This is a genomic window from Microbacterium sp. S1037, assembly GCF_048381605.1.
GTDB lineage: Bacteria > Actinomycetota > Actinomycetes > Actinomycetales > Microbacteriaceae > Microbacterium > Microbacterium testaceum_B.
The window spans coordinates 150,456-177,195 of record NZ_JBLWIG010000003.1 but is presented as its reverse complement, the minus strand read 5'-3'; the positions used below and the strand labels follow the sequence as shown (position 1 = coordinate 177,195).

At 70.6% G+C, this 26,740-nt stretch carries 23 protein-coding genes; 13 read left to right on the top strand and 10 right to left on the bottom strand.

Annotated elements, in window-relative coordinates; all coding sequences use genetic code 11:
- Positions 1 to 113: 113 nt before the first annotated feature.
- The gene (locus ACMW4R_RS15860) at positions 114 to 911 is read right to left on the bottom strand and encodes an LLM class F420-dependent oxidoreductase (protein ID WP_058626828.1); all 798 of its coding nucleotides are present in this window, start codon (positions 909 to 911) and stop codon (positions 114 to 116) included.
- A 47-nt stretch (positions 912 to 958) separates the two neighbouring features.
- On the opposite strand from ACMW4R_RS15860, the gene ACMW4R_RS15855 reads away from it, so the two are divergent.
- On the top strand, positions 959 to 1,960 hold the full coding sequence (locus ACMW4R_RS15855; protein WP_418300378.1) for an o-succinylbenzoate synthase: 1,002 nt from the start codon (positions 959 to 961) through the stop codon (positions 1,958 to 1,960).
- Here ACMW4R_RS15855 and ACMW4R_RS15850 read toward each other — a convergent pair.
- Complete coding sequence (locus ACMW4R_RS15850) at positions 1,947 to 2,573, bottom strand: TetR/AcrR family transcriptional regulator (RefSeq protein WP_058596852.1); 627 nt, start codon at positions 2,571 to 2,573, stop codon at positions 1,947 to 1,949. The genes ACMW4R_RS15855 and ACMW4R_RS15850 overlap by 14 nt on opposite strands.
- 120 nt (positions 2,574 to 2,693) lie before the next feature.
- Here ACMW4R_RS15850 and ACMW4R_RS15845 point away from each other — a divergent pair, with 120 nt between their 5' ends.
- The 3 genes from ACMW4R_RS15845 (at position 2,694) to ACMW4R_RS15835 (ending at position 8,787) form a co-directional block, all read left to right on the top strand.
- Positions 2,694 to 5,588 (top strand): MMPL family transporter, encoded by a 2,895-nt coding sequence (locus ACMW4R_RS15845; RefSeq protein WP_418300377.1) that lies wholly within the window; start codon positions 2,694 to 2,696, stop codon positions 5,586 to 5,588.
- Positions 5,585 to 7,675 carry a YhgE/Pip family protein gene (locus tag ACMW4R_RS15840; protein ID WP_418300376.1) on the top strand — a complete coding sequence of 697 codons (2,091 nt, stop codon included), beginning with the start codon at positions 5,585 to 5,587 and terminating at the stop codon, positions 7,673 to 7,675. Before ACMW4R_RS15845 ends, ACMW4R_RS15840 begins: the two co-directional genes overlap by 4 nt.
- A 434-nt stretch (positions 7,676 to 8,109) precedes the next feature.
- On the top strand, positions 8,110 to 8,787 hold the full coding sequence (locus ACMW4R_RS15835) for an endonuclease domain-containing protein (RefSeq protein WP_153001383.1): 678 nt from the start codon (positions 8,110 to 8,112) through the stop codon (positions 8,785 to 8,787).
- 159 nt (positions 8,788 to 8,946) lie between these two features.
- On the opposite strand, the gene ccsB is transcribed toward ACMW4R_RS15835, so the two are convergent.
- The 7 genes from ccsB to ACMW4R_RS15800 form a co-directional block, all read right to left on the bottom strand.
- Complete coding sequence (gene ccsB, locus ACMW4R_RS15830; RefSeq protein ID WP_418300375.1) at positions 8,947 to 9,960, bottom strand: c-type cytochrome biogenesis protein CcsB; 1,014 nt, start codon at positions 9,958 to 9,960, stop codon at positions 8,947 to 8,949.
- 4 nt (positions 9,961 to 9,964) lie between these two features.
- Positions 9,965 to 11,818: a cytochrome c biogenesis protein ResB gene (gene resB / locus ACMW4R_RS15825; protein ID WP_418300374.1), complete on the bottom strand. Its 1,854-nt coding sequence runs from the start codon at positions 11,816 to 11,818 to the stop codon at positions 9,965 to 9,967.
- A complete protein-coding gene (locus tag ACMW4R_RS15820) occupies positions 11,799 to 12,548 on the bottom strand; it encodes a cytochrome c biogenesis CcdA family protein (protein ID WP_058613827.1) in 750 nt (249 codons plus the stop codon). The genes resB and ACMW4R_RS15820 overlap by 20 nt, the downstream gene beginning before the upstream one ends.
- The gene (locus ACMW4R_RS15815; protein ID WP_418300373.1) at positions 12,545 to 13,138 is read right to left on the bottom strand and encodes a TlpA family protein disulfide reductase; all 594 of its coding nucleotides are present in this window, start codon (positions 13,136 to 13,138) and stop codon (positions 12,545 to 12,547) included. Before ACMW4R_RS15815 ends, ACMW4R_RS15820 begins: the two co-directional genes overlap by 4 nt.
- Positions 13,138 to 13,782: a histidine phosphatase family protein gene (locus ACMW4R_RS15810; protein WP_418300372.1), complete on the bottom strand. Its 645-nt coding sequence runs from the start codon at positions 13,780 to 13,782 to the stop codon at positions 13,138 to 13,140. The genes ACMW4R_RS15815 and ACMW4R_RS15810 overlap by 1 nt, the downstream gene beginning before the upstream one ends.
- Positions 13,783 to 13,871: 89 nt before the next feature.
- A complete protein-coding gene (locus ACMW4R_RS15805) occupies positions 13,872 to 14,579 on the bottom strand; it encodes a DedA family protein (protein ID WP_418300371.1) in 708 nt (235 codons plus the stop codon).
- Positions 14,580 to 14,687: 108 nt separating this feature from the next.
- Positions 14,688 to 15,077: a DUF6264 family protein gene (locus tag ACMW4R_RS15800; protein ID WP_081319241.1), complete on the bottom strand. Its 390-nt coding sequence runs from the start codon at positions 15,075 to 15,077 to the stop codon at positions 14,688 to 14,690.
- Positions 15,078 to 15,209: 132 nt separating this feature from the next.
- Here ACMW4R_RS15800 and ACMW4R_RS15795 point away from each other — a divergent pair, with 132 nt between their 5' ends.
- From ACMW4R_RS15795 to ACMW4R_RS15780, 4 genes are read left to right on the top strand one after another with little or no spacing between them, the layout of a single operon-like run.
- Positions 15,210 to 15,977, top strand: a complete 768-nt coding sequence (locus ACMW4R_RS15795) for a hypothetical protein (protein WP_418300370.1) — start codon at positions 15,210 to 15,212, stop codon at positions 15,975 to 15,977.
- On the top strand, positions 15,974 to 17,233 hold the full coding sequence (locus tag ACMW4R_RS15790; protein WP_418300369.1) for an adenosylhomocysteinase: 1,260 nt from the start codon (positions 15,974 to 15,976) through the stop codon (positions 17,231 to 17,233). The genes ACMW4R_RS15795 and ACMW4R_RS15790 overlap by 4 nt, the downstream gene beginning before the upstream one ends.
- The gene (locus tag ACMW4R_RS15785) at positions 17,230 to 18,528 is read left to right on the top strand and encodes an amidohydrolase family protein (protein ID WP_418300368.1); all 1,299 of its coding nucleotides are present in this window, start codon (positions 17,230 to 17,232) and stop codon (positions 18,526 to 18,528) included. The genes ACMW4R_RS15790 and ACMW4R_RS15785 overlap by 4 nt, the downstream gene beginning before the upstream one ends.
- Positions 18,521 to 19,888: an NtaA/DmoA family FMN-dependent monooxygenase gene (locus ACMW4R_RS15780; protein WP_058613833.1), complete on the top strand. Its 1,368-nt coding sequence runs from the start codon at positions 18,521 to 18,523 to the stop codon at positions 19,886 to 19,888. Before ACMW4R_RS15785 ends, ACMW4R_RS15780 begins: the two co-directional genes overlap by 8 nt.
- A gap of 85 nt (positions 19,889 to 19,973) precedes the next feature.
- Here ACMW4R_RS15780 and ACMW4R_RS15775 read toward each other — a convergent pair whose 3' ends face one another.
- Entirely contained in the window at positions 19,974 to 20,966 is a 993-nt protein-coding gene (locus ACMW4R_RS15775; protein ID WP_153001434.1) for a nucleoside hydrolase, read from the bottom strand.
- A gap of 180 nt (positions 20,967 to 21,146) precedes the next feature.
- Between ACMW4R_RS15775 and ACMW4R_RS15770 the strand changes: the two genes are divergently transcribed.
- From ACMW4R_RS15770 to ACMW4R_RS15750, 5 genes are all read left to right on the top strand, one after another.
- The gene (locus tag ACMW4R_RS15770) at positions 21,147 to 22,391 is read left to right on the top strand and encodes a sugar ABC transporter substrate-binding protein (protein WP_418300367.1); all 1,245 of its coding nucleotides are present in this window, start codon (positions 21,147 to 21,149) and stop codon (positions 22,389 to 22,391) included.
- Positions 22,388 to 23,335 (top strand): carbohydrate ABC transporter permease, encoded by a 948-nt coding sequence (locus ACMW4R_RS15765; RefSeq protein WP_418300366.1) that lies wholly within the window; start codon positions 22,388 to 22,390, stop codon positions 23,333 to 23,335. Before ACMW4R_RS15770 ends, ACMW4R_RS15765 begins: the two co-directional genes overlap by 4 nt.
- Positions 23,332 to 24,213 carry a carbohydrate ABC transporter permease gene (locus tag ACMW4R_RS15760; protein ID WP_058597956.1) on the top strand — a complete coding sequence of 294 codons (882 nt, stop codon included), beginning with the start codon at positions 23,332 to 23,334 and terminating at the stop codon, positions 24,211 to 24,213. Before ACMW4R_RS15765 ends, ACMW4R_RS15760 begins: the two co-directional genes overlap by 4 nt.
- 39 nt (positions 24,214 to 24,252) lie before the next feature.
- Positions 24,253 to 25,593 (top strand): aspartate--tRNA(Asn) ligase, encoded by a 1,341-nt coding sequence (gene aspS / locus ACMW4R_RS15755; protein WP_418300365.1) that lies wholly within the window; start codon positions 24,253 to 24,255, stop codon positions 25,591 to 25,593.
- Between the two features lie 73 nt (positions 25,594 to 25,666).
- Positions 25,667 to 26,734, top strand: a complete 1,068-nt coding sequence (locus tag ACMW4R_RS15750) for an ABC transporter ATP-binding protein (protein WP_058597954.1) — start codon at positions 25,667 to 25,669, stop codon at positions 26,732 to 26,734.
- The last annotated feature ends 6 nt before the right edge of the window (positions 26,735 to 26,740 follow it).

Sequence of the window (26,740 nt, the reverse complement as noted above, 5' to 3'; positions counted from 1 at the left end):
CGAGCTCCGGGCGACGCGCGCGAGCCGCGGCCCCACGCATAAACGCGATCCGCGCCCATAAACACGGGGAGCACGCGTTTCCGCGAGCGAATCGTGTTTATGGGCGCGGATGCTCAGGCGTTCTTGCCGTCGCGCCAGGCCAACCAGCGCTCGACGAGCGAGTAGTCCCACTCGGGGCCAGAGAACCCGAGCGTGAACAGGCGGGTGCCCGCGTCGAAGAGGGAATCCGCCACCTCTTCGTCGCGATCCTTGAGCTCGTTCGAGACGATGAGGCCCGAGAGGTCGCGCCCCTCGGTCTCGGCCCATTTCTCGATGACGCCGAGCTTGTGGGGCAGCTCGTCGGGCGTGACGAAGCTGTGCCAGATGTCGGCGTGCTTCGCGACGATGCGCAGCGTCTTCTGCTCGCCCTTGCCGCCGATCATCACGGGGATCTTGCGAGTGGGGGCGGGGTTCAGCTTGCCCCAGCGATCGACGATGCGGTCGAGGTCGGTCGCGAGCGCGTTCAGGCGCGAGCCGGCCGTTCCGAACTCGTAGCCGTACTCGTCGTAGTCGCGCTCGAACCAGCCCGAGCCGGTGCCGAAGATGAAGCGGCCGGCGTCGCCGCCCTTCTTGCTGATGTGGTCGACGGTGCGGGCCATGTCGGCCTGCAGGTCTGCGTTCCGGTAGCTGTTGCAGTTCACCAGCGCGCCGAACTCGACGCGTTCGGTCTGCTCGGCCCACGCCGCGAGCATGGTCCACGACTCGAAGTGCTCGCCGTCGGGGTCACCGTAGAGGGGGAAGAAGTGATCCCAGTTGAAGAGGATGTCGACGCCCATCTCTTCCAGACGGAAGACGGCGTCGCGGATGTCGGAGTACTGGACGTGCTGCGGCTGGATCTGGACGCCGAGGCGGACCGGAGTGTCGAAGAGCATGGCGCCAGCCTATTCCCGGCCGCCGACCCGGGGGCCAGGATGGAGGGATGAGCACCGCTGCCCTCCCCCCACTCGACGACGTCCTCGCCACGGCGCGGGTCGTCGCCCTGCCGCTGGCCGCTCGCTTCCGCGGTATCGAGACGCGCGAGGCGGTCGTGTTCGAGGGGCCCGAGGGGTGGACGGAGTTCTCGCCGTTCGTGGAGTACTCCGACGCCGAGGCGGTGACGTGGCTTGCGGCCGCCCTCGACTTCGGCTGGAACCCCGCACCGACGGCGCGGCGCGATGCGGTCCCCGTCAACGCCACGATGCCCGCCGTGGCGGCATCCGAGGTCCCGTCGATCCTGGCGCGGTACGACGGATGCCGAACGGTCAAGGTCAAGGTCGCCGAGGCGGGGCAGGTGCTCGACGACGACGTCGCGCGGGTGCGGGCGGTCCGTGCGGCGATGGGTCCCGAGGGTCGCTTGCGCATCGACGCGAACGGCGCCTGGAACGTCGATGAGGCGGAACGGGCCGTGCACGCCCTCGCCGAGTTCGACCTGGAGTACGTCGAACAGCCTTGCGCCGAGGTCGACGAACTCGCGCAGCTGCGCGAGCGCGTCGCCTACCTCGACATCCCGATCGCCGCCGACGAGAGCGTGCGCAAGGCCGACGATCCGCTGCGGGTGGCGCGGATGGGAGCGGCCGACCTCCTCGTCGTCAAGGCGCAACCGCTCGGCGGCCTGCATGCGGCGCTCGACATCGTCGCGCAGGCGGGACTCCCCGCGGTGGTCTCGAGCGCTCTCGACACGTCAATCGGCCTCTCGATGGGCGCCGCCCTGGCCGCGGCGCTCCCCGCGCTCGACTACGACTGCGGGCTCGGCACCGCGTCGCTCTTCACGGCCGACGTCGTGGCATCCCCGCTCCGCGCCCGGGGCGGAGTCCTGCCCGTCGAGCGCCCCCGCCCGACGACCGCCGATCTCGATCGCGTCGCGGCGGACGACGATCGTCGCGATTGGTGGCTGGACCGGCTGCGGCGCTGCCACGCCGCGCTCGAGCTCACTCGAGGATGAGGCCCACGACCTGCGACAGCCGCTCGGCCAGCTGGACGCGCGACACGGTCGCCGCCTGATTGGTCAGCAGAGCGGTCTCGGACGTCGAGATCCACACCGCGAGCAGGAGTTCCGTCGCCACCTCGGCGGGGACCCGCAACGCCAGCCCACGCGCGTCGGCGATGTCGCGTACGAGCTGTGTGACGCTCTCGCCGAGCCCCTGGTTCAGCGTCAGGTAGGCCTCGGCGAACTCGGGATTGCGCAGCGCCTGCAGACGTGTCTCGGCCCCGAGGAGCACATCCAGGCGGTCCTCGCCGGTCGCCTCGAGCACCTCCTGGACGAGCTGCATGACATCGCCCGCCCCGTCCAGTCCCCGATCCTCGATCGACGTCACGCGCGCGCGGACCGACGCGATGGTCGTCTGGGCGGAGCGCGCGCACAGCGCGAGGAACAGTTCCTCCTTCGAGGCGAAGTTCGAGTAGAAGGCGCCGCGTGTGAATCCCGCACGCTCGCAGATCGCCTCGACCGAGGCGGCCTCGATGCCGACCTCCGCGAACATCTCGGCCGCGGCATCCATGAGACGCGTGCGGGTGTTCTCTCGTCGCCGTGACGGCGCCGGGGCCGTATCGGTCATCCGCGTCCTCCTGCTTCACACGCGAGACTCAGGTTGGAGTCCGCTTCTCGCGACTACGATACAGTGTTGTATCCGATACGGCGATGTATCGACTGTCCGCCGATCGTGGGAGCCGCCACCGTGTCAACTTTCCTGTACACCCTGGGCCGCTGGTCGTTCCGTCACCCGTGGCGGGTCCTCAGCGCGTGGCTGCTCATCCTCGTGCTCGCCGGCGGCGGCGTCGCGCTGCTCGCGAAAGGAACCGACAACACCTTCACCATCCCGGGCACCGAGTCGCAGGCCGGTCTCGAGATGCTCGACCGCACCTTCCCCCAGGTCAGCGGGGCCAGCGCCGAGATCATCGTCGTCGCGGCGAACGGTGGGAGCGTGCGCGACCAGGCGTACCAGGACGCCATCCAGAAGACGACAACCGACATCGGCGAGCTCGACTTCGTCGAGGCCGTCACCGACCCCTACGACGCGAACATCTCCGGCAGCATCGCCGACGATAACCGTGCCGCGATCGTGCGCATCCAGTTCGCGGGCGAGGCATCCTCCGTGCCGCAGGCGACGGAAGACGCCCTGCACGAGGCGACGACGGCGCTCGGCTCCGCGCTCCCGTCCGGCGCGCAGGCCATCCTCGGCGGACAGCTCTTCGCCACCGAGATCCCCGGAGCGTCCCTCACCGAGGCCCTGGGCGTCGTGATCGCCGCCCTCGTGTTGATGGTGACGTTCCGTTCGTTCCTCGTGGCCGGGATGCCGCTGGCCACCGCCCTGCTCGGCGTCGCCCTCTCGGTGGCCCTGATCTTCATCGCGACAGGTTTCGCGACCGTCTCGTCGACGACCCCGCTGCTGGCGGTCATGCTGGGGCTCGCGGTCGGCATCGACTACGCGCTGTTCATCGTGTCGCGACATCAAGACCAGACACGGGCGGGGATGGACCCCGAGGAGTCGACCGCCCGCGCGGTCGGCACCGCCGGCTCGGCCGTCGTGTTCGCCGGGATCACGGTCCTCATCGCCCTCATCGGTCTGGGCTTCGCGAACATCCCGTTCCTGACCACGATGGGCATCGCGGCATCCGTCGCCGTGGCCATCGCCGTGTGCGTCGGGCTCACGCTCACCCCGGCCTTCCTCGGCTTCGCCGGGAACCGCGTGGTCGGGTGGGGCTTCAAGAAGCCGCGATCCGCCCGGCGCCGTCGGGGCATGTCGGCGCAGGAAGACAGCGATGCCCTGGCCGAGGCCGCCGCCGAGCGCGAGAAGAAGGCGGAGACCGCGGCCATCCGCGCTCAGCGCAACGGCCCGGCCCGTCGCTGGGTGGGCCTGGTCACCCGGCATCCGCTGGTCACCACCGTGGCGGTCATCGGCCTGCTCGGAGTCACCGCGATCCCCGCCACGAGCCTCGCCCTCACTCTGCCCAACGCGGGGCAGCTGCCCCCGGGCAACCCCGCGCGCGTCGCCTACGAGCTGACCGACGAGTACTTCGGTCCGGGCGCCAACGGCCCGCTCATCATGACCGGCACGATCGTCACCTCGAACGACCCGCTGAACCTCATGAAGAACATCGGCGACGAGATCGCGAAGATCCCTGGCGTCGCCGAGGTCGCCCTCGCCACCCCGAACCAGACCGCCGACACCGGCATCGTCCAGATCATCCCCGAGACGGCACCCGACGACCCGCGCACCGCCGACCTCGTGCGCGAGCTGCGCTCGCAGGAGCAGCGGCTGTACGACGAGTTCGGCGTGCGCCTGCTCGTCACCGGCTACACCGCCGTCACGATCGACATCTCCGATCAGCTGGGCGCCGCCCTCCTCCCGTTCGGCATCTTCGTCGTCGGCCTCTCACTGATCCTGCTGATGATCGTCTTCCGATCGATCTGGGTTCCCCTCACCGCCGCGGGCGGATACCTGCTCTCGGTCGCCGCGTCGTTCGGCGTGGTCGCCGCGGTCTTCGAGTGGGGCTGGTTCGCCGACGCCCTGCACGTCGCGAAGGTCGGCCCGATCATCAGCTTCATGCCGATCGTCGTGATGGGCGTGCTGTTCGGCCTCGCCATGGACTACCAGGTGTTCCTCGTCTCGCGCATGAGAGAGGACTACGTCCACGCGAACCGCGAGGGTCGCACGCCGCGCGAGGTCGCGCTCGGTGCCGTCCGCAGCGGGTTCGTGGGCTCGGCTCGCGTGGTCGTCGCCGCCGCCGTCATCATGTTCGCCGTCTTCGTCGCGTTCGTCCCCGAGGGGGATTCGAGCCTCAAACCGATCGCCCTGGGCCTCGCCGTCGGCGTCGCCGTCGACGCGTTCCTCGTCCGCATGACGCTCGTCCCGGCCGTGCTCGCCCTGCTGGGCGACAAGGCCTGGTGGATGCCGCGCTGGCTCGACCGTCTGCTGCCGAAGCTCGACGTCGAGGGCGAGGCGGTCGAGCGCGAGGTGCGCCTGGCCGACTGGCCGAGCGAGCCCGCGATGGCTGTCGCCGCCGACGAGCTGAGCGCCGTCGGATCCTCGGATGCCGAGCAGCCCGTGTTCCGCGACATCTCCCTGCGCCTCGGATACGGCGGAACCCTGCTGGTCACCGGCGAGAGTCGGACGACCCGCACGCTCCTGCTCGCCCTGTCGGGACGCCTCGCCGGTATCGAGGGGCGGTTGCGCGTCGACGGTCTGCTCGTCCCCGAGCGCGCGGGGGCCGTCCGAGCCCGTGTCGGAGTTGCCCTGCTCGATGACACGGCCGACGCGGCTCGCGCCGTGGCCGACGCCGTGGGTCGCGGCACGCGCATCGTGGTCGTCTCGGACGTCGACCGTCTCGACGACGACGCCCGCGACGAGGTGGCGCATGTGCTGCGGCGCGCCGCCACCGAGGCACGCGAACGCTCGGGCGACGCGTCGTCGCCGTTCACGCTCATCGTCTCGGCGCGCGACGAACGCCGGGCCCTCGCGCTCCTGTCCGAGGCGCTGCGCCCCGACGTGGCATCCCTCGCCCTGCCGACGCCGCGCCGGCACCGCACCGAACCCGAAACCTTCGCCGATCTCTCCGAGGTGTTCGCATGACTCTCCCCGTCGAGCGCTCGCGCTCCCGCCGCCCCGTGACCTGGCGCACCCTCGTCGGCGTGCTCCTGCTGCCCGCCGTCATCGGCGGCATCCTGGTCGGCGCGCTGTACAACCCGACCGACCGGCTCGAGAACATCACCGCCGCGGTCGTCAACGACGACAAGGCCGTCGAGCTCAACGGCCAGCTGGTGCCGCTCGGTCGTCAGCTCACCGGCGGACTCGTCAAGGGAGCCGATGACCAGGCGAGCAACATCGACTGGGTCATCTCGAACGACGAGGACGCGGCGGCGGGTCTGAAGGACGGCACCTACACGGCGGTCGTCACGATCCCCGAGAACTTCACGGCCGCCTCGCTGTCGACCCGCCCCGGCGAGACGCCCGAGAAGGCCACGATCGACGTCGCCACCGCGCCCAACGCGCGCGTCGTGGACGGCGCGATCACCGCGACCCTGGCATCCACCGCCTCTTCGGTCTTCGGCACCGAACTGTCGTCGCAGTACCTGAAGAACGTCTTCCTCGGTTTCACGACCCTGAGCGACCAGCTCGGCAGCGCCGCGAGCGGCGCGCACCAGCTCGCCGACGGCGCGGGCCAGGCCGCGACCGGCGCGAACGGCCTGCGAGACGGCTTGGGGCAGCTCTCGAGCGGTGCGGATCAGCTCGCCGACGGTGCCGGACAGCTCGCGGCCGGAGCCGGTCCCCTCGCGGACGGTGCGTCGCAGATCGCCAGCGGCGCGACCGCCCTCGCGGGCGGAACGCGCGACGCGGCGAGTGGCGTGGGGAAGCTGGCATCCGGAGCCGATGGCATCGCCGCGGGCAATCAGCAGCTCGCGACGGAGATCAACGGGATCGCTGATCAGATCCCGCCGGGATTCGCGGACGCGGCGACCAAGCTGTCGGAGGCGGCCCCGCAGGTGAACACCGCTCTCGTCGACGCCGCCGCGGCTCTGCAGAAGGCCGCCGATGAGTGCACCGGCACCGCCGAGCAGTGCGCCGCGCTGCGACAGGCGTCCGACGACGCCAACAAGGCTCTTCCGCAGGCGACGGAGACCGTGACGAAGATCGGGCAACTCGCCGGGCAAGCGGCACAGCTGCCCGCCGGTATTCGCACCATCGCGGATGCGAACCAGAAGCTCGCGGACGGCGCAACCGGCCTGGCCGGCGGCGCGCGCGACGCGGAATCGGGTCTCAACACGATCGCGGGCGGCATCGACGGGCTGTCCGGTGGTGCGAACCAGCTCGCCGACGGCGCGCGGCAGTTCGGGACGGGCGCGTCGGCTCTCAGCTCCGGGGCTTCGCAGTTGGCATCCGGAGCCTCCGACGCCGAGACCGGCGCAGGCCAGCTCGCCGACGGCGTGAGCCAGGTGGCATCCGGAACCTCGTCGCTGGCTTCGGGCCTCGACAGCGCCGTGGCGCAGCTGCCGAAGTACTCCGACGCGCAGGCGACGACCCTCGCCGACGTGGTCGCCGACCCGGTCTCGGCGACCGGGACGAGCGACTCGCTCTTCGGAGCCGCGGCCGTCCCCCTGCTCGCGATGGCGGTGCTGTGGTTCGGTGGGCTGGCGTCGTTCGTCGCGTTCCAGGCCGTCTCGGCCCGCGCGCTCACCAGCCGTCGCCCGTCGGCGCTCGTCGCCCTCCGCGGCTTCGCGCCCGCGGCGCTCGTCGGCGCCGTACAGGGTCTGCTGGTCGCGGGAGTGGTGCAGGTGGCATCCAAGTACGACTGGGGCGACTGGGCCTTGTTCGCGCTCGTCTGCGTCGCCGCGGGTGTCGCCTTCGCCGCGGTGCATCAGGCGCTCATCGCGCTGTTCGGCGGAGCCGGGAGATGGATCGCCGCGATCATCGGCAGCCTCGCCCTCGCCGCGACGATCGTCTCGACGGTTCCGCCCGTGCTCGCCGGCATCGCGTCGCTCCTGCCCACCTCTCCCGCGTACGACGCCATGCTCGGCGCCCTGTCGTCGGCAAGCGGCGTCGGGGCCGGTGTCGCCGGGCTGGCGGTCTGGGGCGTGCTCGCGCTGATCGTGACGACGCTGGTGGTCGTCCGGCGTCGCACGACGTCGGCGCGCGCCGCCGCGGTGCTCGCCGCAGCGTAGGCGGGCGCGGCGCCGCGTCCCCTCTCCTTCATTGAGTGTCCAAAACACGCCGTAACTACCCCTTCCATAACGGCGTGTCTTGGACACTCGACGGGGGGGGCAGCCGTCCACGGCGCGATCGGAGCAGACGCAGCGACTCCTTCTGCACAGGGCGGCGTCCTATCCACATGCGAGAGGGGACAGCGAAACGCCGGACGGAAGTCCGGTGAGATGGCGCGATGCGACCACCCCGGCCCTTGCCCGCAAACCTCGGCGCGGCGTTCCATGTGCGGGATGCCGATGGACTCCAGGTCCCTCGTCGTCGACTGATCGCACGTGATCTGAAGGCACCTTTCCACGGCGTGCGCGCATCGGCGGATACGCCCCGGGATTCCGTTCTCGAACGCTGTCGCGCCTATCTCCCGAGGCTGCGCCCGGGCCAGTTCTTCAGCCACGTGACAGCAGCACGCCTCTGGGGGATGCCGTTGGCCTATGGGCACGACGAGGTCATCCACGTCAGCGCCATCTCTCCCGCGAGAGAGCCCCGAACGAAGGGCGTCGTGGGTCACCGCTTGGCCCTCCTTCCCGACGAGATCGTGACACTCGATGGCCTACCCGTCACAGCGAAAGTCGCAACCTGGACTCACCTTGCCTCGGCGGTCAGCGAGGCCGACCTCGTGGCGATCGGGGACTGGCTCCTCGCCCACGACGTTCCCTCATCCGCCCTTGCGGTGGCCGCGGGCAAGCACCGCCACCGGGGTATCGTCGCGCTACGGTCGGCCGCGGGCCTCGCCCGCCCTGGCTCGGAATCGCCACGCGAGTCGCACGTTCGACTCATCCTCGTCCAGGCGGGGCTCCCCGAACCCGACCTGAACTGGACGCTCCGCGATCCGTCTGGCACATTCGTCGCTCGGCTCGACATGGCGTACCCAAACCACCGCGTGGCGGTCGAGTACGACGGACGACAGCATGCGGACGCTGAGCAGTTTCGGAAGGATGCCGATCGCTGGCGCGCTATCGCTGCGCAGGGGTGGACGCTGGTCCGTGTGGTCGCTCACCACCTCGCGTTCCCCGAACGCGACATCGTGGCCCCGGTCGCGGCCGCACTCCGCACGGCCGGCTGGCACCCCTGAGACGCGCCACCCCGTTGAGTGTCCAAAACACGCCGCAACCTCGACCCGAGTTACGGCGTGTTTTGGACACTCAACGGGCGCGGCAGCGCGCGGGGCGCGCGGGCGCGGCGCGGGCGCGCGGGCGCGGCAGCGCGCCGCCGCCCCGCGCCGCCCGCACGCCTACTGCGTCAGGCCGCTGTAGGCGTGCAGGCCCTTGAAGAAGACGTTGACGATCGTGAAGTTGAACAGCACGGCCGAGAAACCGATGATCGACAGCCAGGCCGAGCGGGTGCCGCGCCAGCCGCGGGTCGCGCGGGCGTGGATGTACCCGGCGTACAGCACCCAGATGACGAACGTCCAGACTTCCTTGGTGTCGAAGCCCCAGAAGCGACCCCAGGCATCGTTGGCCCAGATCGCGCCCGCGATGAGTGTGAACGTCCAGAAGATGAACCCGACGATGGCGAAACGGTAGGCGAGCGACTCGAGGGCGTCGGCCGACGGGAGGGTGCGCAGGAAGCTGCGGCGGCCGGCGGCATCCACCGGCGCACCCACGAGCTTGCGCTCGCGCCGCGTCTGCAGCAGCTGCACGACCGAGAGCCCGAAGGCCAGCGCGAACAGCGAGGTCGCGAGGATGGCGACGAAGACGTGGATGACGAGCCACACCGACTTCAGCGGGTCGGCGAGCGGCGTCACCTCGACGTGATACGCCAGGGTCGCACCACCCAGCAGCACGATCGCGAGACCCGTGATGAACGACCCCAGGAAGCGCAGGTCGTACCGCGTCAGCGACGCGAGGTAGACCATCACGATGAGGAGCAGGCCGGTCAGGGCGAACTCGTACATGTTCGACCACGGCACGCGACCGGCGGCGAACCCGCGCAGCACGGTCGCCGCGAGGTGGAAGAGGAACGCGAGCGCGGTCAGCGCCGTCCCCATGCGCGCCCACAGATAGCGCGGCTTGTCGGTGAACGAGGGACCGGATGCCACACCCCCGGCCGAGGCGTCGATGACGCCCCCGCCACCGGCCGTGACGAGCTCGCGAGCGACGACCTGGTCCTTCGCCTTCACGGCGAGGTCGGAACGGCGCGCGAGGTCGATGGCGTAGGCGATGAACGCCAGCACATAGACGCCGACCGCCGTCCAGACCAGGAGAAGGGAGATCTCGTCGAGGAGGAGCGAGTTCGGTCCGGGCATGGTGTCAGTCTACTTTTCCGGTGTCGGGGTGGGACGGGTCGGTCGGGGCGGATTCGGCGCCGTTCGCAGGGCCGCTCGGGGCATCCCCCGCGGAGGTCGAAGCCGCAGAGGCCGAAGCCGCAGACGCGGCAGCGTCAGAAACAGGAGCAGCCGCGGGAAGCGACCCCCGATGCCTCTCGACCATCTGGTCGACGGCCGCAGCGAGTGTCGGGTCTTCGCCGCGGGCGAGACCGGCGTACTCCACGAGCACCGCCCCGCCGCGCGGCGTCGCCTTGACCCACATGCGTCGACGCGGCACGAACAGGGCGGCAAGCAGACCGAACAAGGCCAGCAGGGCGAAAGCGAGCACCCACGGACCGGCGAGGTCACGGTGGATCGACAGCGACACGAAGCGCTTGACCGAACCGTCGTAGCCCGAAGCGCCCGCCGGCGCGGCGTTGTCGAAAGTGATGGTGCCGAGCCCGTTGGGCAGGTCCTGGGTCTCACCGGGCATGAGCCGGATCGCGGGGGTGCCGCTGTCGCCACCGGCGAGCTGCGTCATGTTGGTCGGGTCGAGCGTGTAGACCGAACGGGGCGTGCCGTCGTCGATGCCGAGGTCTCCCGCGTAGACGCGCAGGGTCAGCACGGGGTACTCGAGAGCACCGTAGGTCGAGGTCAGAGCGCCCGAGTCGAGCACGTTCATCGTCGGGTAGAAGAAGCCGATGAGGCCGAGCTGCTCCGGCATGCCGTCGGCGACCTTGATCACGCCGAGCGAGGTCATGTTGGAGTCCTGCGGGAGGAACGCGACCGAGTCGTGGAAGACCTCTTCGCCCTGGGCGTTGCGGATCGTCACGGTGGGGGCGTAGCCGTTGCCGAGCAGGTAGACCCGGTCGCCCTGCACGTCGAGCGGGTGGTTGACGCGGATCTCGCCGTCCTGCGGGGTGCCGCCGGGTGCCTGCGTGGTCATGTGCGCGACGAAGTCGCCGGCCTGCCCGCCACCGGGCTGCCCGGGAGCGACGTAGTTCACGTCGAACTTGTCGAGCGTCATCGAGTACGGCGTGAGGGTGTCGCCGCTGACGAAACGTCCGGGGTTGAAGGACGAGTAGTCGAGCAGGCTGTTCGCGAACGCCTGTCCCTCGACGAGCACGCGCTGGCCCGTGTAGGTGAAGCCTCCGCCGACGCCGACCGCGATCAGCACTCCGACCAGGGCCGCGTGGAAGACGAGGTTCCCGGTCTCGCGCAGGTACCCGCGCTCGGCCGAGACCGAGAACGTGCCCCGCCCGTCGTAGCGGGCGACGCGGTAGCCGCTCTTCTTCAACTGCGCGGTGGCGCTGTCGACGGCCGCGGCGGCGACGGCCGCGGCATCCTGGCCCTCCGGCACCGACACGGTCACGTCGCGGTGATCGTCGAGGCGACCGAGCCGCGCGGGCGTGCGCGGGGGCTGCGAGCGCAGCGCCTTCCAGTGGTGCTTGGTGCGCGGAAGGACGCACCCGATCAGCGAGATGAACAGCAGGATGTAGATCGCCGAGAACCAGGGCGACGTGTACACGTCGAACATGCTCAGCTTGTCGAGCACCGGCGCGAGGTCGGGGTTGTCGGTGAAGTACTGCGTGACGCCGTTGGGGTCGGCGCTGCGCTGCGGGACGATCGATCCGGGCACCGCCGCGATCGCGAGGAGCAGCAGCAGCACGAGCGCGGTGCGCATGCTCGTGAGCTGTCGCCAGCCCCATCGCATCCAGCCGATGACGCCCAGGCGCGGCTGCGTGATGTCGTCGCCCCCGTCGCCGGAGGGCGTGGAGTCGGCGTGATCGGACGGGCGCAGGACGCCGTCGGTCGGCTCGGTCACGGTGCCACCTCGATCAGAGCGGGAGCTGGACATTGAGCATCACCCCCTGCAGCGTCGACATCCACGTTCCCCAGACGCCGACGACCATGAGCAGGCCGAGCACGATCAGCAGCGCACCGCCGATGAGGTTGACCAGCCGGATGTGCTTGCGGACGAACGCGACGGAGCGCGTCGCCCAGCCGAACCCGAGCGCGAGCAGGATGAACGGGATGCCGAGACCCAGCGAGTACGCGAGTCCCAGGAGCGCGGCCCGCCACGGATCCCCGAGGTTGTACGACACCGAGATGATCGCGGTCAGCGTCGGGCCGATGCACGGCGTCCACCCCACGCCGAGGGCGATGCCGAGCAGCGGCGCGCCGATGAGGCCGAGGTTGCCGCGCGCCTGCATCCGCACGGAGCGCTGGGCGATGCCGAAGAGCCCGATGAAGACGAGGCCCATGAGGATGATGACGACGCCCACGATGCGCGTGATCACGTCGGCGTAGCGGGTGAAGAAAGCCCCCGCGGCCCCGCCGAGCACGTTGAGCGCCATGAAGACGACGGTGAAGCCGGCGATGAAGAGCAGGGTTCCGCCGAGCAGACGACCGCGACCGTTCCCGGATGCCGAGCTCCCCCGCGGTGCGACGGCACCGCCGATGAAGCCGAGGTATCCGGGTACCAGCGGCAGCACGCAGGGCGAGAGGAACGAGATCAGTCCCGCGGCGAGGGCGATGGGGATCGCGAGCCAGAGTGCCCCGTCGAAGACGAGAGCGCCCGGATTCACGCGTTCTCCTCGAGCACGGTACGCACCATGGACTCGAGGATCGACGCCTCGGGCAGCTCGCCGATGATGCGGGCCGCCACGCGTCCCTGCTTGTCGAGCACGAGGGTGGTGGGGGTGGCGTTGAGGGGCGTCTTGTCATTGAACGCGAGCTTGAGCTCGGCGTCGTTGACGGCGAGCGCGCTCGAGTACGACACCTTGTTGTCGCGCGCGAACGAGAGCGCGGTCGGACCCTGGTCGTACGTGTTGATGCCGAGGAAGGCGACGTCCTGGCCCTGGAACGACTGATACGCCTGCTCGAGCCGCGGCGCCTCGATGATGCAGGGGCCGCACGTCGCGTACCAGAAGTTGACGACGAGCACCTTGCCCGAGAAGTCGGCACTCGACACGGGCGAGCCGTTGTCGAGGGTGCCCTTGAAATCGACGGGCTCGCCGCGCTGGTCGGGGGCGATCTCCTGGGTCTGGAACCCGTTGGCGGCGATGTAGCCCTTGTTGTCGCCCGCGCGGTACTGCTCGGCCAGCGGGTCGGTGGTGCAGGCGGCCAGGCTCACGGCGAGGACCGCGACCACGGCGGCGGACAGGATTCGGCGCATCACACGGCTCCTACGTCGACGGCCCCGGCGGTGCTCGCCGGTTCCGCGTAGGCCACTTCGACCCAGCGGCGGGAGCCGTCGACGTCATCGCGCCGTTCGAAGCTCGTCACGCTCGACAGCGCGCAGCGGCGCTTCCGGGGATCGTGGCGGGTGGGCTGGAGGGAGAGGGCGAGGTGGGTCACCCAGATCGGGAGCTGGTGCGAGACGATGACGACATCGCCCGAGGGCACGCGGTCCCAGGCATCGGTCATGGCGGCCGTCATCCGCGCGACCACCTGGGCGTACGGCTCGCCCCAGCTCGGCACGGCGGGCTGGCGCAGGTGCCGCCAGTTGACCGGGTTCGCGAGCGCCTGCTTCATGCGGCGCCCCTCGAACACGTTCGTCGGCTCGATCACGCGCTCGTCGATCACGGGCTCGATGCCGAAGAGCGAGACGAACGGCTCGGCCGACTCGCGCGTGCGCTGCAGCGGCGAGGCGATCAGTGCCGACACGGGCCGATCGAGCCCGTGGACGTACTCGGCGGCCTGGCGTGCCATGTGCCGGCCGTCGACGCTCAGACCGAACCCGGGGAGCCGACCGTAGAGCACGCGACGGGGGTTGTGAACCTCCCCGTGGCGCACGAGATGAAGGCGATCCGCGGGCACCGGATCAGTCTACGGGCGGGTTCTGTGGTCTGACTGAGCGAGCGAGCGGGTTGTCTCGACGTGGAGATACCGCGGAAGGATGCCGTAGCTCAGGCGTCGTGACGCGTGTCGGCGGTATCGCGCCGCGAAGCGAGCAGCGACCGGATGCGGCTGTACAGGAACCATGCCACCCCGATCGCGACGGCCGCGATGACGACGTACTGCAGGATCGAGGCGTACTCCTCGACGATGTGCCAGTTCTCGCCCAGCAGGTAGCCCGAGAGCACGAAGATCGTGTTCCAGATGAGGCTTCCCGCGCCGGTGAGCAGGCCGAAACGCCACATCGGCATCTTCGAGACGCCCGCGGGGATCGAGATGAGACTGCGGAAGATCGGGATCATGCGCCCGAAGAACACCGCCTTGCCGCCGTGGCGCTCGAACCAGGCCACGGTGCGATCGACGTCTTCGGGGTGCAACAGGGGCATCTTCTCGGCGAAGCTGCGCAGGCGAGCGGCCCCGAGCCAGCGCCCCAGGCCGTAGAGCATGAACGCCCCGACCACGGATCCGACGGTCGTCCACAGCAACGCCTCGAAGAGGGTGAACGAACCGCGGCTCGCGGTCAGACCCGCCATCGGCAGCACGACCTCGCTCGGCAGCGGCGGGAACAGGTTCTCGAGCGCGATGGCGACACCCGCACCCACGGGACCGATGACCTCCATGAGCGAGACGGTCCAGTCGGCGAGCGAGGTCAGCCAGGACTGCCCCTCCTCCGCGGAGGGGGCCGCCACGGGTGCGGCGGAAAGGGTCATGTCGGTCATCGGGTGCCTTCGCGCTCGGTGATCGGCCGCCCATCCGGGCGCCCGTTCCAAGGCTACGGCCCGGTCAGAGGCGAATCCTGGGGGTTGCCCCCGAGCGGGTTCTCGGATTCAGGATGCCGAGACCCCGAGGCTCACGATCGCCGCGGCGACGAACCACAGCGCCGTCATGAGCGCCATCGCGGCCAGGGGCACCCAGAAGGCCAACCGTCGCTTGACCAGGAGCACGATCGAGACGACGACGCCGATCAGGAGCACCACCCACGGGGAGATGACGGCCGACCAGAGCCCGAGGTTCATGAGCTCGCTGTTGCAGTTCTGCACCCCGCACGCGTCAGACGCGAAGGCCAGGAACAGACCCGCGTACGACGCGGCGAGCGCAGCGAGCGGCAGCAGAACGAGGAAGACGATCGTGAGCACGATGTCCCACGTGCGCGAAGACCGACGCACGGGCTCGGGCCGGAGCGTCCGGAACGACTCCGGAGGCATCGAATAGGTCACGCCCGCCATCCTATGGATGCCACGGCCACCGCCGCCGCTCGGCACGATGCCGCACCACGCCGCGCCCACCACGTCACGCCACGCGCCGTCACGAAGTGGCGATCCGGTGCCCGCGCACCGTACCGTCGAGACGTGTCGTCCTTCCGGTCTCTCACGCCCGACGGGATCGACGCGCTGCTCCCCGTTTCCCTCCGCCTCCACCGGGAGTGGCGCAGCGCGCTCGTGACCCTGTCGTACGGCGGTGCCCTCCCTCCCCTTCTCCCGGCTCTACGCGCTCTCCTGCGCGAGGCGGCCGGGATCGATCTCTCCCGCGCTGACGACGGCGTCGATCCGTTCGGGTCGCCGGCGTTCGGCATCCTGTACTCCCGCCTTCGCGCGGAACAGGTGCTCCGCGCCGTCTCGTCGCGCACCAACCTCACGATCGCGGGGACGGCCGTGACCGTCGTGGGCGACGGGCTGCTCGCCGAGGCGCTCGCGACCTCACTCCGCACGCTGGGAGCCGCGGTGATCCGCGCGTCGGACGCACCCGTGGTGGCCCTCGCCGCGCGCCTCGACGGGTACCGTGTTCAGCCACTCGATGCCCTCGCCTCCCGCGACACCCCCGTGCACCTCACGCTGCTGACGGGTGAGGGGCACGGCATCCCTCCCGTCGACACCCTCGAGGGGCTCGTCGCCGACGCGTCCCCCGCGGGGACGGCGACCGCGGGCGTGCGCACGTCGCCCTCGTCGCGCCCGTTCGTCGGGCAGGCGGGGAAGGCCTTCCTCGTCGAGATGCCGTCGCCGCTGCCGGAAGAGGACGCACCCCTGGCCGCGACCCCGTGGCTGCTGCTCGACGCGCTGATCGCCCTCATCCTCCTCGACGGGGACGACGACCGCTTCGCCCGGGAGGTGGCCCCGTGACCGGACGCATCGCCGACCCCTCGCTCTGGCGCGCGGGAACCGACCGCATCGACTGGGCGCGCGCGCACATGCCGGTGACCGTGGTGCTCGCCGAGCGACTGCGCCGCTCGGGCACCGTCGCCGGGGTGCGGATCGGCGTGTCCGACGTGCTCGAGCCGAAGACCGCCGCCGTCGCCCTCGCTCTCGCCGAAGCGGGAGCCGAGGTCACGGTCACCTCAGCGGGACGCAACACCGACGACGAGGTGGCCGCCGCCCTCGCGCACGCCGGTCTCGCGGTGTACGCGCGGGCGGATGCCGGCCGCTCCGAGGACCGCGAGAACGCCCTCGCGCTGCTCGACCACCGACCCGAGGTGATCGTCGACGACGGTGCCTCGACGATCCGCCTCGTGCACCTGGAGCGTCCCGACGTCGTCGCCGAGATGCGCGGCGCGACCGAGCAGACCACGAGCGGCGTCCGACCCCTGCGACGAATGCACGCCGAGGGTGCGCTGCGCATCCCCGTGATCGCCGCCAACGACGCGCGATCGAAGTCGCTGTTCGACAACCGGCACGGCACGGGGCAGTCGGTCGTCTTCGCGGTCGCCGACGTCGCGAACCGGTCGCTGCGCGGAGCCACCGTCGTCGTCGTGGGCTACGGGCGCGTCGGCTCCGGAATCGCCGAGCACGCCGCGGCTCTGGGTGCGCGCGTGATCGTCACCGAGACCGATCCGGTCGCGGCCCTCCAGGCGGCCTTCGCGGGGTTCCCCGTCCGCACTCTCGCCCACGCGGCCGCCGAGGCCGACTTCGTGATCTCGGCGACCGGCATCCGGCAGACCGTCGACGTCGCCCACCTCGAGGCCCTGCCCAGCGGGGCGATCGTGGCGGTCGGCGGGGGCGTCTCGCAGGAGATCGCCCTGGATGCCGCCCGGGCGGCCGGCGCGACCGAGATCGCGCGCGACGGGGCGGTGTCGACCCTTCGGATGCCGAGCGGATCGCTCGTGCACGTCCTCGACGACGGCAACTGCCTCAACGTCAGCGCGGCCGAGGGCAACCCGGTGCAGATCATGGACCTGTCGTTCGGGGTGCAGCTCGCGTCGGTGGAGTATCTGCTCACGACGCCAGGGCTCGGGGCCGCGGTGCACGAGCTCCCGCGCGGCGCGGACGACGAGGTCGCGGCGATCGCGCTCGCCTCGTTCGGGGGCACGGTCGACACCGTCTCGGCAGCGCAGCGGGAATTCCTCGCCTCGTGGATCGCCGCCGAAGGAGACGACGAGTGAGCGTGGTCGTCCACCGCGCCCGCGCGGTTCTCTCTCCGGGCGCGCCGGCCCTCGCCGACGGAGCGGTCGCCGTGCGCGACGGTCGTCTCGCGGCGGTCGGCGGCTTCGACGAGGTCGTCCGCGAGTTCGACGCTCCGGAGGTGCACGAGTGGGACGGCGCCCTGACTCCGGGGCTCGTGAACGCGCACACGCACCTGCAGTACACCGACATGGCCGCGGTCGGTCGAGCGTCGCACGAGGGCTTCGAGTCGTGGATGAGCGCGTTCATGGAGCTCTACCCGCTCCCCCGCGACTGGAGCGCGTCGGCCGCGGCCGGGGCCGCCCTGTGCCTGCGGTCCGGGACGACCGCGGTGGCGGAGATCGTCACGGATGCCGAGGCCGGGAGCGCCGTTCACGCGGCGGGGCTGCACGGGATCGCCTTCTGGGAGGTGCTCGGGTGGACCGAGAGCGCCTGGCGGCTCGGCGGTCCCGACACCGTCCGCGCGCAGCTGAGCGCCCTACCCACTCCCCCGGCGGTGGGCATCTCGCCGCACGCGATCTACTCGCTCGACACCGAGGTCATCCGCGACCTGTCCCGCCTCGCCGCGGAGTGGGGCGTGCGTCAGCACATCCACGCGGCCGAGTCCGCGTGGGAGGACGCCTACGTCCGCACCGGCACCGGCGATCTCGCCGAGCGGTGGCGCGCGAACGGTCGAGGCGAGTTCGCGCTGCTGCGAGACGGGGGCATCGACACGGGCGTCATCCCTTATCTCGATTCGCTGGGCGCGCTCGGGCCGACCACGCACCTCGCGCACGGGATCTACGTCGACGCCGACGACCGCCGACTGCTCCGCGAACGCGGGGTGAGCGTCGCGCTCTGCCCCCGGTCGAACGCCGTCATCGGTCTCGACCCTCCCCCGATCGCGGCCTACCTGCGCGAGGGCAACGCGATCGCGGTCGGCACCGACTCGCTCTCGTCGTCGCCGAGCCTGTCGCTCTGGGACGATGTCGCCGCGCTCCACCGCCTCGCACACGCACAGGGGTACCGCGACGCCGATCTGCACGCCCGCCTGTTCCACGCCGCCACCGCCGGAGGGGCACACGCCCTCGGTCTGGATGCCGCCGATCCGACGGGAGTCCTCGAGATCGGCGCGCGCGCCGACATCGCGGTCTTCCCGGTGTCGTCCGCCGCCCCCGAGGACGCACTCGCGGAACTCGTCGAGAACGGCCCCGCCGAGGCATCCCTCACCGTCGTCGGCGGAGAAGTCCGCTGGCGCACCCCCGCCCGAGAAGAACGGACCCCCGCGAATGTCTGATCCCCGCCCCCTGCTCTTCGGTCTGTACGAGCAGGCGTGCGTGGGCAACGGCTCCTCGGCGGCGAGCATGTGGACGCATCCCGCCGACGACCGCCTCTCCGCGACCTCGCTGCGCTACTGGACCGACCAGGCCCGCCGCGTCGAAGCCGCCGGCATGGATCTCTTCTTCTTCGGCGACGTGCTCGGCATGTACGACACGTATCGCGGCTCCGCCGCGACGGCGATCGAGACCGGCGTCGAACTGCCTGCGCTCGACCCGATGCTGCACATCCCCGCGCTCGCCGCCGTCACCGAGAACCTCGCCTTCGGCACGACCGTCTCGACCACGTACGAGCACCCCTTCGCGCACGCACGTCGGTTCTCGACCCTCGACCACCTCACGGACGGGCGCATCGGCTGGAACGTCGTCACCTCGTACCTCCCGGGGGCCGCCGCGAACTTCGGCCTCGACGTGCTCGCCCACGATCAGCGTTACGACCGGGCCGACGAGTTCCTCGAGGTCGCGTACGCGCTGTGGGAACGCAGCTGGGAAGACGACGCGTTCCTCGGCGACAAGGCCACCGGGCGCTTCGCCGATCCCGCGAAGGTCCACCGCATCGATCACGAGGGCGAGCACTTCCGCGTCGCGGGACCGCACCTCAGCACCCCGTCGCCGCAGCGCACACCGGTCATCATCCAGGCCGGTTGGTCGCCGCGCGGCCGCGAGTTCGCCGCGCGCCACGCCGAGCTGATCTTCGTGGGCGACAGCGACCCCGTGGCGATCCGCGAGGGGCTCGCCGGCATCCGCAAACGGGCCGAAGAACTGGGCCGGGATGCCACGCAGATCCGCGCCGTCGTCGGCATGAACCTCGTGGTGGCCCCGACCGACATCGCGGTGCAGGAGAAGATCGACTCGCTCCAGGCGCACTACTCTTCCGAGGCTCAGCTCGCCGCCTACGCCGGGTGGGGCGGCATCGACTTCTCGCGATACGCGGACGACGAGCCGCTCGTCAAGCGCGCCACCAACGCCACGCAGACGAAGGAGACCCGCGCGGACGCGCCCACACTGACGGCGGGCGATGTGCGCCGTCAGTTCGCAAGGGTCACGGCGTTCGCCGACGACAGGTTCCTCGGCACCCCCGACGCCGTCGCCGACGCGATCGGGTCGTTCGTCGAGGAGTCGGGAGTCGACGGCTTCCTGCTGCACCCGTTCCTGTCGCCCGCGTCGGTCGAGGACTTCGCCGAGATGCTCGTCCCCGCCCTCACCGAGCGCGGACTGTACGGCGGCTTCCCGAAGGACGGCACGTTCCGCTCCCGCCTGCGCTCCGACCGCCGCGACCGCCTCGCGGACGACCACCCCGCCCGCGCCGGCGCGCGCTGAGCCGGGCGCGGTCGCATCGGGCGAGGGCCGCGAGCGCGGGCGACGCGCGACGGCGGCGAGCGACGGCCGCGAGCGCGCCCCGCGATCAGCCGCGCGAGGCCGGTCCGGTCGAGAGGGCCTGCACGAAGCGGCGGAGGAACTCCGTCTTGTCGAACGACGTGACGGCGCGGACCGACGGCCCGTCCGGCGTCCCCCAGACCAGCGGGAGCCCGTCGTTCGTCAGGGCGATCCGCGTGGCGAGCGAGTCGGCGTACGGGGTGAAGTCCACCGGTCCCTCGATCCAGCCGGTGACGATCTCGGGACGGTGCAGCACGACCGTGGCCAGGCCGTCATGCGCCGAGGAGATCCGGCGACCCCACTTGTACTGGTAGAAGTCGTTGTAGGCGTCGAGCACCTCGCCCGCGAACGTCGCCCACGGGGTGCCGATCCCTCGCAACACGGTGAGCACGTGCTCGTCGAGGATCGCCTGGGCGGTCACGTTCACGCCCACCATGACGACGTTGCCGTTGTTGCGCGCGCCGAAGACGATCTCGGCGGCACGGCGGTCGTTGGCGGTGTTGGCATCCGTGAGCGTCGCCCCGCCAGGAGCGGGGTACGGTCCGGCACCGCCCATGATGACCACGGAACGGTACTTCAGGAAGAGCTCGGGGTCGCGCTCGAGCGCCCGAGCGATGTTCGTCAGCGGGCCGAGGGGGTGGAGGTCGACCTCGCCCGGGTTCTCCGCGGCGATGCGGACGATGGCATCCACCGCGCTCTCGTCCTCGACCCGCAGTTCGGCGCGCTCGAAGCGATCGCCGAGTCCGTCGACACCGTGCACGAAGTCGGCGATCGACGCCTCGCCCTCGATGGGGGCGGCTTCGCCGAGGTGGATCGGGATGTCCTCGCGCCCGGCGAGCCGGAGGACGGTGCGGACGTTGCGCGCCGAGTCATCGACCGGCGTGTTGCCGTAGATCGTGGTGATCGCCTCGATCTCGACGTCGGGCTGCGCCAGCAGGTACATCAGCGAGTGGGCGTCGTCGAGACCCGTGTCGGTGTCGACGAGCACGCGGCGAGACACGGAAGAAGAAGGGGATGCCATGCCTTCACCCTGCCCGCTCTCCCGCTCCGACACGGCCGGGTGTTACACCGCGTGACATGTTCGTTCCCTGTTCGTCACGTGAACACCCCAGAGTGAGGGGTGACGCGGGCGGACTCCGCCGCTCACCCCCACAGCACATGTCGATCGGCGCCGTCGGCGTCGTCGGGAACGGACACACCCATGGCATCCACGTCGCAGCGACTCCGACGCGTCGCTCTGCCCGCCGTCGGCCTCACCGCCGCGCTCGCCCTCACGGCCTGCTCCGGAGGCGGCGGCCAGGCCGCACCCGCCCAGACCGACGGCTTCGACGGCGTCAGCCTGACGGTGTGGAACAGCATCGACTTCGAGCCGTACCAGGGGCTGCAGAAGAAGTACTTCGAGGACTGCGCGTCCCAGCTCGGCATCACGGTGGATGTCCAGACGCAGTCCGGTGACTACACGACGAAGCTGCTGCAGGCGGCGGGCGCCAAGGCGCTGCCCGACGTGGCCCTGCTGTCCACCGACACCCAGCTCCCCCAGCTCGCCTCGCAGGGCGTCCTCGCCGACCTCAGCCAGTACGGCATCGGCACCGACGGTCTGGCCGACAGCGTCGCCGGTCTCGGCACCTACCAGGACACGCTCTACGGCCTGCCGGTCCAGGTCGAAAACTACGCGATCTTCTACAACAAGGCGGCGTTCGCGGCCGCCGGCATCCCCGAGACGGCCCCGAAGACGTTCGACGACCTCGTCAAGCTCGCGGGCTCCCTCACCACCGCCGACCAGAAGGGCATCGTGCTCCCCGGCATCGGCGGCGACGGCTCGACCCCGGTGTACTTCCTGCCGTTCCTGCTCTCGGCCGGCGGCGACCCCGCCGACCCGACCGGCGCCGGCGCTGTCGAGGCGGTCGATCTGTACAAGAACCTCGTCGCGAACGGCTCGCTGTCGTCCGAGTTCGTGAACTGGGGCTGGGAGTCGATCGACCAGTGGACCTCGCAGAAGGCGGCGCTGACCGTCTCGGGTCCGTGGAACCTCGTCGACACCTCGATCCCCTTCGAGTGGGGCACGTTCCCCTTCCCCACCGCGAAGTCCGGTGAGTCGCCGAAGGTGAACCTCCTGGGCTACGTCTACGGCGCCGCGGCGAACGCGGATGCCCAGAAGGAGGCGGCCGCCGCAGCTCTCATCAAGTGCCGCGCATCCGAGGAGAACCAGATCGACACCGCCGTTCAGGGCGGGTACATCCCCGCTCTGCAGAGCGCGCAGACCGCCTTCGTCGAGAAGGTGCCCGCGGCCGCTCCGTTCGTCGACGCCGTCGATGGTGCGTACAACTCCGCGCAGCTCGGCACCGAGTGGAACACGCTGCAGCAGCAGTACGTCGACGCGATCCAGGCCGCGACCGTCGGCGGGCAGACCGCGCAGGCCGCGCTGGAGCAGGCCAGCGGCAAGTGACAGCGGACACGCTGAAAACGACCGGCCGGTCGGGGGCTCCCGCCCCCGGCCGGTTCCGGCGTTCTCTCGCGGCGCGTCAGCGCGGTGAGCTGTGGGGGTTCCTCACCCCGGCCATCGTGTTCTTCGTCGTCTTCTTCCTCTTCCCGCTCGGGTACGGCGTGTACATGAGCACGACGAACTACACGACCGGCACCTTCATCACCGGCCGAGCACCGTTCGTCGGCACGGCCAACTTCGAGGCGATCCTCGCCGAGCCGATCACCTTCCGCGCTCTCACGAACACCGTGACGATCACGGTCGTCTCCGTCGCCGTGGAGCTCGTCCTGGGCCTGCTGCTGGCGCTGCTGTTCGCGCGCACGTTCCCGGGCAGCCGCTGGCTCCCGACCCTCATCCTTCTGCCGTGGCTGCTGCCCGCCGTCGTCGTCGCGACGGTGTGGAAATCACTCCTGGCCGGCGACGGCCCCGTCAATGACATCCTCGGCACCCTCGGCATCCCCGTCCAGGCGTGGCTCGCGAATCCGGCGACGGCACTGCCCGCCGTGATCGTCGTCGCGGTCTGGGCGAGCCTGCCGTACTGGGCGACCATCCTCGGTGCCGCCCTCAAGCAGGTCCCCGCCGAGCAGCTCGAGGCGGCGCAACTCGACGGCGCCGGCGCCTGGCGCCGACTCACCGCGATCGTGCTGCCCACGATCTGGCCCGTCGTCTCGGTGCTCGTGGTGATGAGCGTCGTCTACACGCTGCTCATCGTCGACCTCGTGCTCGTGCTGACCGCGGGCGGTCCCGCGAACAGCACGGTCACGCTCGGCCTCCTGTCGTACCGACAGGCCTTCCAGCAGTTCCAGTTCGGGCAGGGCGGCGCCTACGGCATGCTGCTGCTCGGTATCAGCATCCTCTTCGCCATCGCGTACACCGTGATGTCGATCCGTCGGGAGCGTGAGGAATGACCGCGACCCTGCCCGCCGCGCCCGCCGTCGACGCGGCGCCGCTCACGCCCTCCGCCGTCTCGAGGCGCCGCCGCCGTCGCGGCTGGACGTGGACGATCGTCACGGTCGCGGTGCTCGCGGTATATCTCTTCCCCGTCTACTGGATGATCTCGGCATCCCTCCAACCGCAGGCGAACTCGGCCGACACCGCGTGGTTCCCGGCCTCGCCCGGTCTCGGCGGGTACCAGATGGCCCTGGACGACGCGGGGATCGGTGGCCTGCGGGTGTCGATCCTGGTCTCGCTGGGCTCGGTGCTGGTGACCCTGCTCGTCGCGATCCCCGCGGCGTACGCGCTCAGTCGGCTCCGGTCTCGGGCCGTGAGCATCGCTCTGATCCTCTTGCTGCTGGCGCAGATGATCCCGAGCGTCGTGCTGGCGACGTCCTTCTACGCGATGTTCAACTCGTGGGGTCTGCTGAACACGTTCATCGGGCTCATCCTCGCCAACTCCACCGCCGGAGTGCCCTTCGCGGTGATCGTCATGCGCGCGTTCATGCTGCGCCTGGACACCGAGGTGATCGAGGCGGCCACCGTCGACGGCCTCGGGCCTCTCGGGACGCTGTGGCGGATCGTCGTTCCGCTGTCGCGCAACGCGATCGTCACCGCCGGTGTGTTCGCGTTCCTCTTCAGCTGGGGCGATCTGCTCTTCGGCCTGACGCTGGTGAACCGCAACGAGATGTACCCCATCTCGGTGCTGATCCTGGCGCTGTCGAACTCGAACCTGAACACGTGGGCGGCGACCATGGCAGCATCGCTCATCGCCAGCGTGCCCGCTCTCGTGGTCATCCTCGCGGCGCAGCGTCACGTCAAGGCGGGGCTGACCGCCGGCTCCGGCCGCTGAGCGCAGGCCGCCTCACCCCCACACGTAGACTGGTCGATCGTGAGCGAACGCGTCCTGGTCAACCAGCTGAAATCCCTCCCCGCCGGCCCCGTCGAGGTGTCGGGATGGGTCGAAACCGTGCGCGATCAGAAGAAGGTGCAGTTCGTCGTGCTCCGCGACGAGACGGGTGCCGTGCAGCTGGTCAACCCGGCCACCCGCCCGTCCGAGGACGCCACGGATCAGGATGCCGCTGCCCTCGCGCTCACCGAGAAGATCGGTGCCCTCGCGACCGGCACGTTCCTCACCGTGCGCGGTGAGCTGAAGCACGACGAGCGCGTCAAGCTCGGCGGCGTCGAGATCAAGGTCGGCGAGCTGGTCATCGCCGCCGCGGCGAACCCCGAGACGCCGATCGCCGCCGACAGCAGCCCCGACAAGCGCATGGACTGGCGCTTCATCGACCTGCGTCAGCGCCGCAACAACCTCATCTTCCGCGTGCAGACGACGCTCGAGCACGCCATGCGCACGTACTGGGTCGAGCGCGACTACATCGAGGTGCACTCCCCCAAGCTCATGGCATCCCCCTCGGAGTCGAACGCCGAGCTGTTCGAGGTGCCCTACTTCGAAGACAAGACGGCCTACCTCGCGCAGAGCCCGCAGTTCTTCAAGCAGATGGCGCAGGTCGCCGGGTTCGGCAAGATCTTCGAGATCGCTCCCGCGTTCCGCGCCGACCCCTCGTTCACCAGCCGTCACGCGACCGAGTTCACCTCGATCGACGCCGAGATCAGCTGGATCGACTCGCACGAAGACGTCGCGCGCATGCAGGAGGAACTCCTGCACACGGCGTTCCAGGCCGTCGCCGACAAGCACGGCGCCGAGATCCAGGAGCTGTTCGGCATCGAGGTCCAGGTGCCGACGCTGCCCTTCCCGCGCATCCCGCTCGCCGAGGCGCGCGAGATCGTCGCCGCTCGCGGCTACGAGATCCCCCGCACCGACGGCGACCTCGACCCCGAGGGCGAGCGCCAGATCGCGGCCCACGTGGCCGAGACGTACGGGCACCACTTCGTGTTCATCACCGACTATCACCCCGAGATCCGCGCTTTCTACCACATGCGTGACGAAGAGACCGGGCTGACCAAGTCGTACGACCTGCTCTTCAACGGCGTCGAGATCACCACCGGCGCGCAGCGCGAGCACCGGGTCGACGTGCTCATCGAGCAGGCGAAGGAGAAGGGTCTCGACCCCGAGCACCTCGACTTCTACCTCGACTTCTTCCGCTTCGGCGCCCCGCCGCACGGCGGTTTCGGCATGGGTCTCGCGCGCGTGCTAATGCTCCTGCTCGGCGAATCCTCGATCCGCGAGGTCACCTACCTGTTCCGCGGCCCGACCCGCCTCGCCCCGTAAGGTTCGAGCGACCGACGCCCGGGGTTCACTCCCCGGGCGTCGTCACGTCATAGGGGGCTCGTAACGTCGACGCATGACCACCGTGCGCTCCGTGGACCCGCCGCCCTCGACCGGCGACTCCGCGCGCGCGGGGTGGGCGATCTCCCTGCAGGGCGTGCGCCGTTCCCGTGCGGGCAATCCCGTGCTGCGTGACATCGACCTCGAGATACGGTCGGGCGAGATCATCGCCTTCGTCGGCCCGATCGGGTGCGGAGCCTCGACGCTGCTGCGCGCGGTGACGGGCGCCGAGCGTCCCGACGCCGGAGTCATCACCGTCGACGGACGCGCGGGGGCGGCGGCTCCGCGGATACCGGAGGTCCGTGACCGCACCCCCGTCGCGCGATTCGGCCGCGTGGGCACCTCGATCGCCGCCATGGCGCGGCGAGTGGGACGACCGGATGCCGAGGCCGAGGCGACCCGCCTGGCGCAGGTCGTGGGTCTCGGGGCGCTGGACAAGCTCGTGCACCGGCTCGCGCACGGCGACCGCCAGCGTTGGGCTCTCGCACGTGCTCTGGCGACCGGCCCCGGAGCCCTCGCGCTCGACGATCCTCTCGCCGCGCTTCCGACCGCGGCGCGGGCCGAGACGCGCGACCGGGTCGTGCACGAGCTCCGCGCGCGCCGGGTGACGACGCTCTGGGTCACGCGCGACACCGCCGAGGCCGCGGCCGTGGCCGATCGCCTGGTCGTCATGGATCGAGGCCGCGTCATCGCCGCGGGGTCCCCGGACGAGCTCTACACGCGCGTCGACGACGCCGTGGTCGCCGAGGTACTCGGCCCTGTCAACGCTGTGCCGGGTATCGTCGATGGCTCGATCGTCGAGGTCTGGGGCCGAGAGGTGCCCCTCGCCCGCCCCGCTGCCGACGGTCACTGCGAGGTCATCGTGCGCCCCGAGAACGTCCTGGTCATCGGATCGGACGACCCCGGGATGGATGCCGTCGTCGAGGCGACGACGTTCCTCGGCAGCGCGCGACGATCCACCGTCCGCACCTCCGACGGCGTTCAGGTCGTCGTCGAGCACCCGTCCGAGCTCCGCTTGGACCCGGAAGATCACATCCGTGTCGCTCTCGCGCCGGCGCCCGCGACGATCCGACCGATCGGCTGAAGCCCG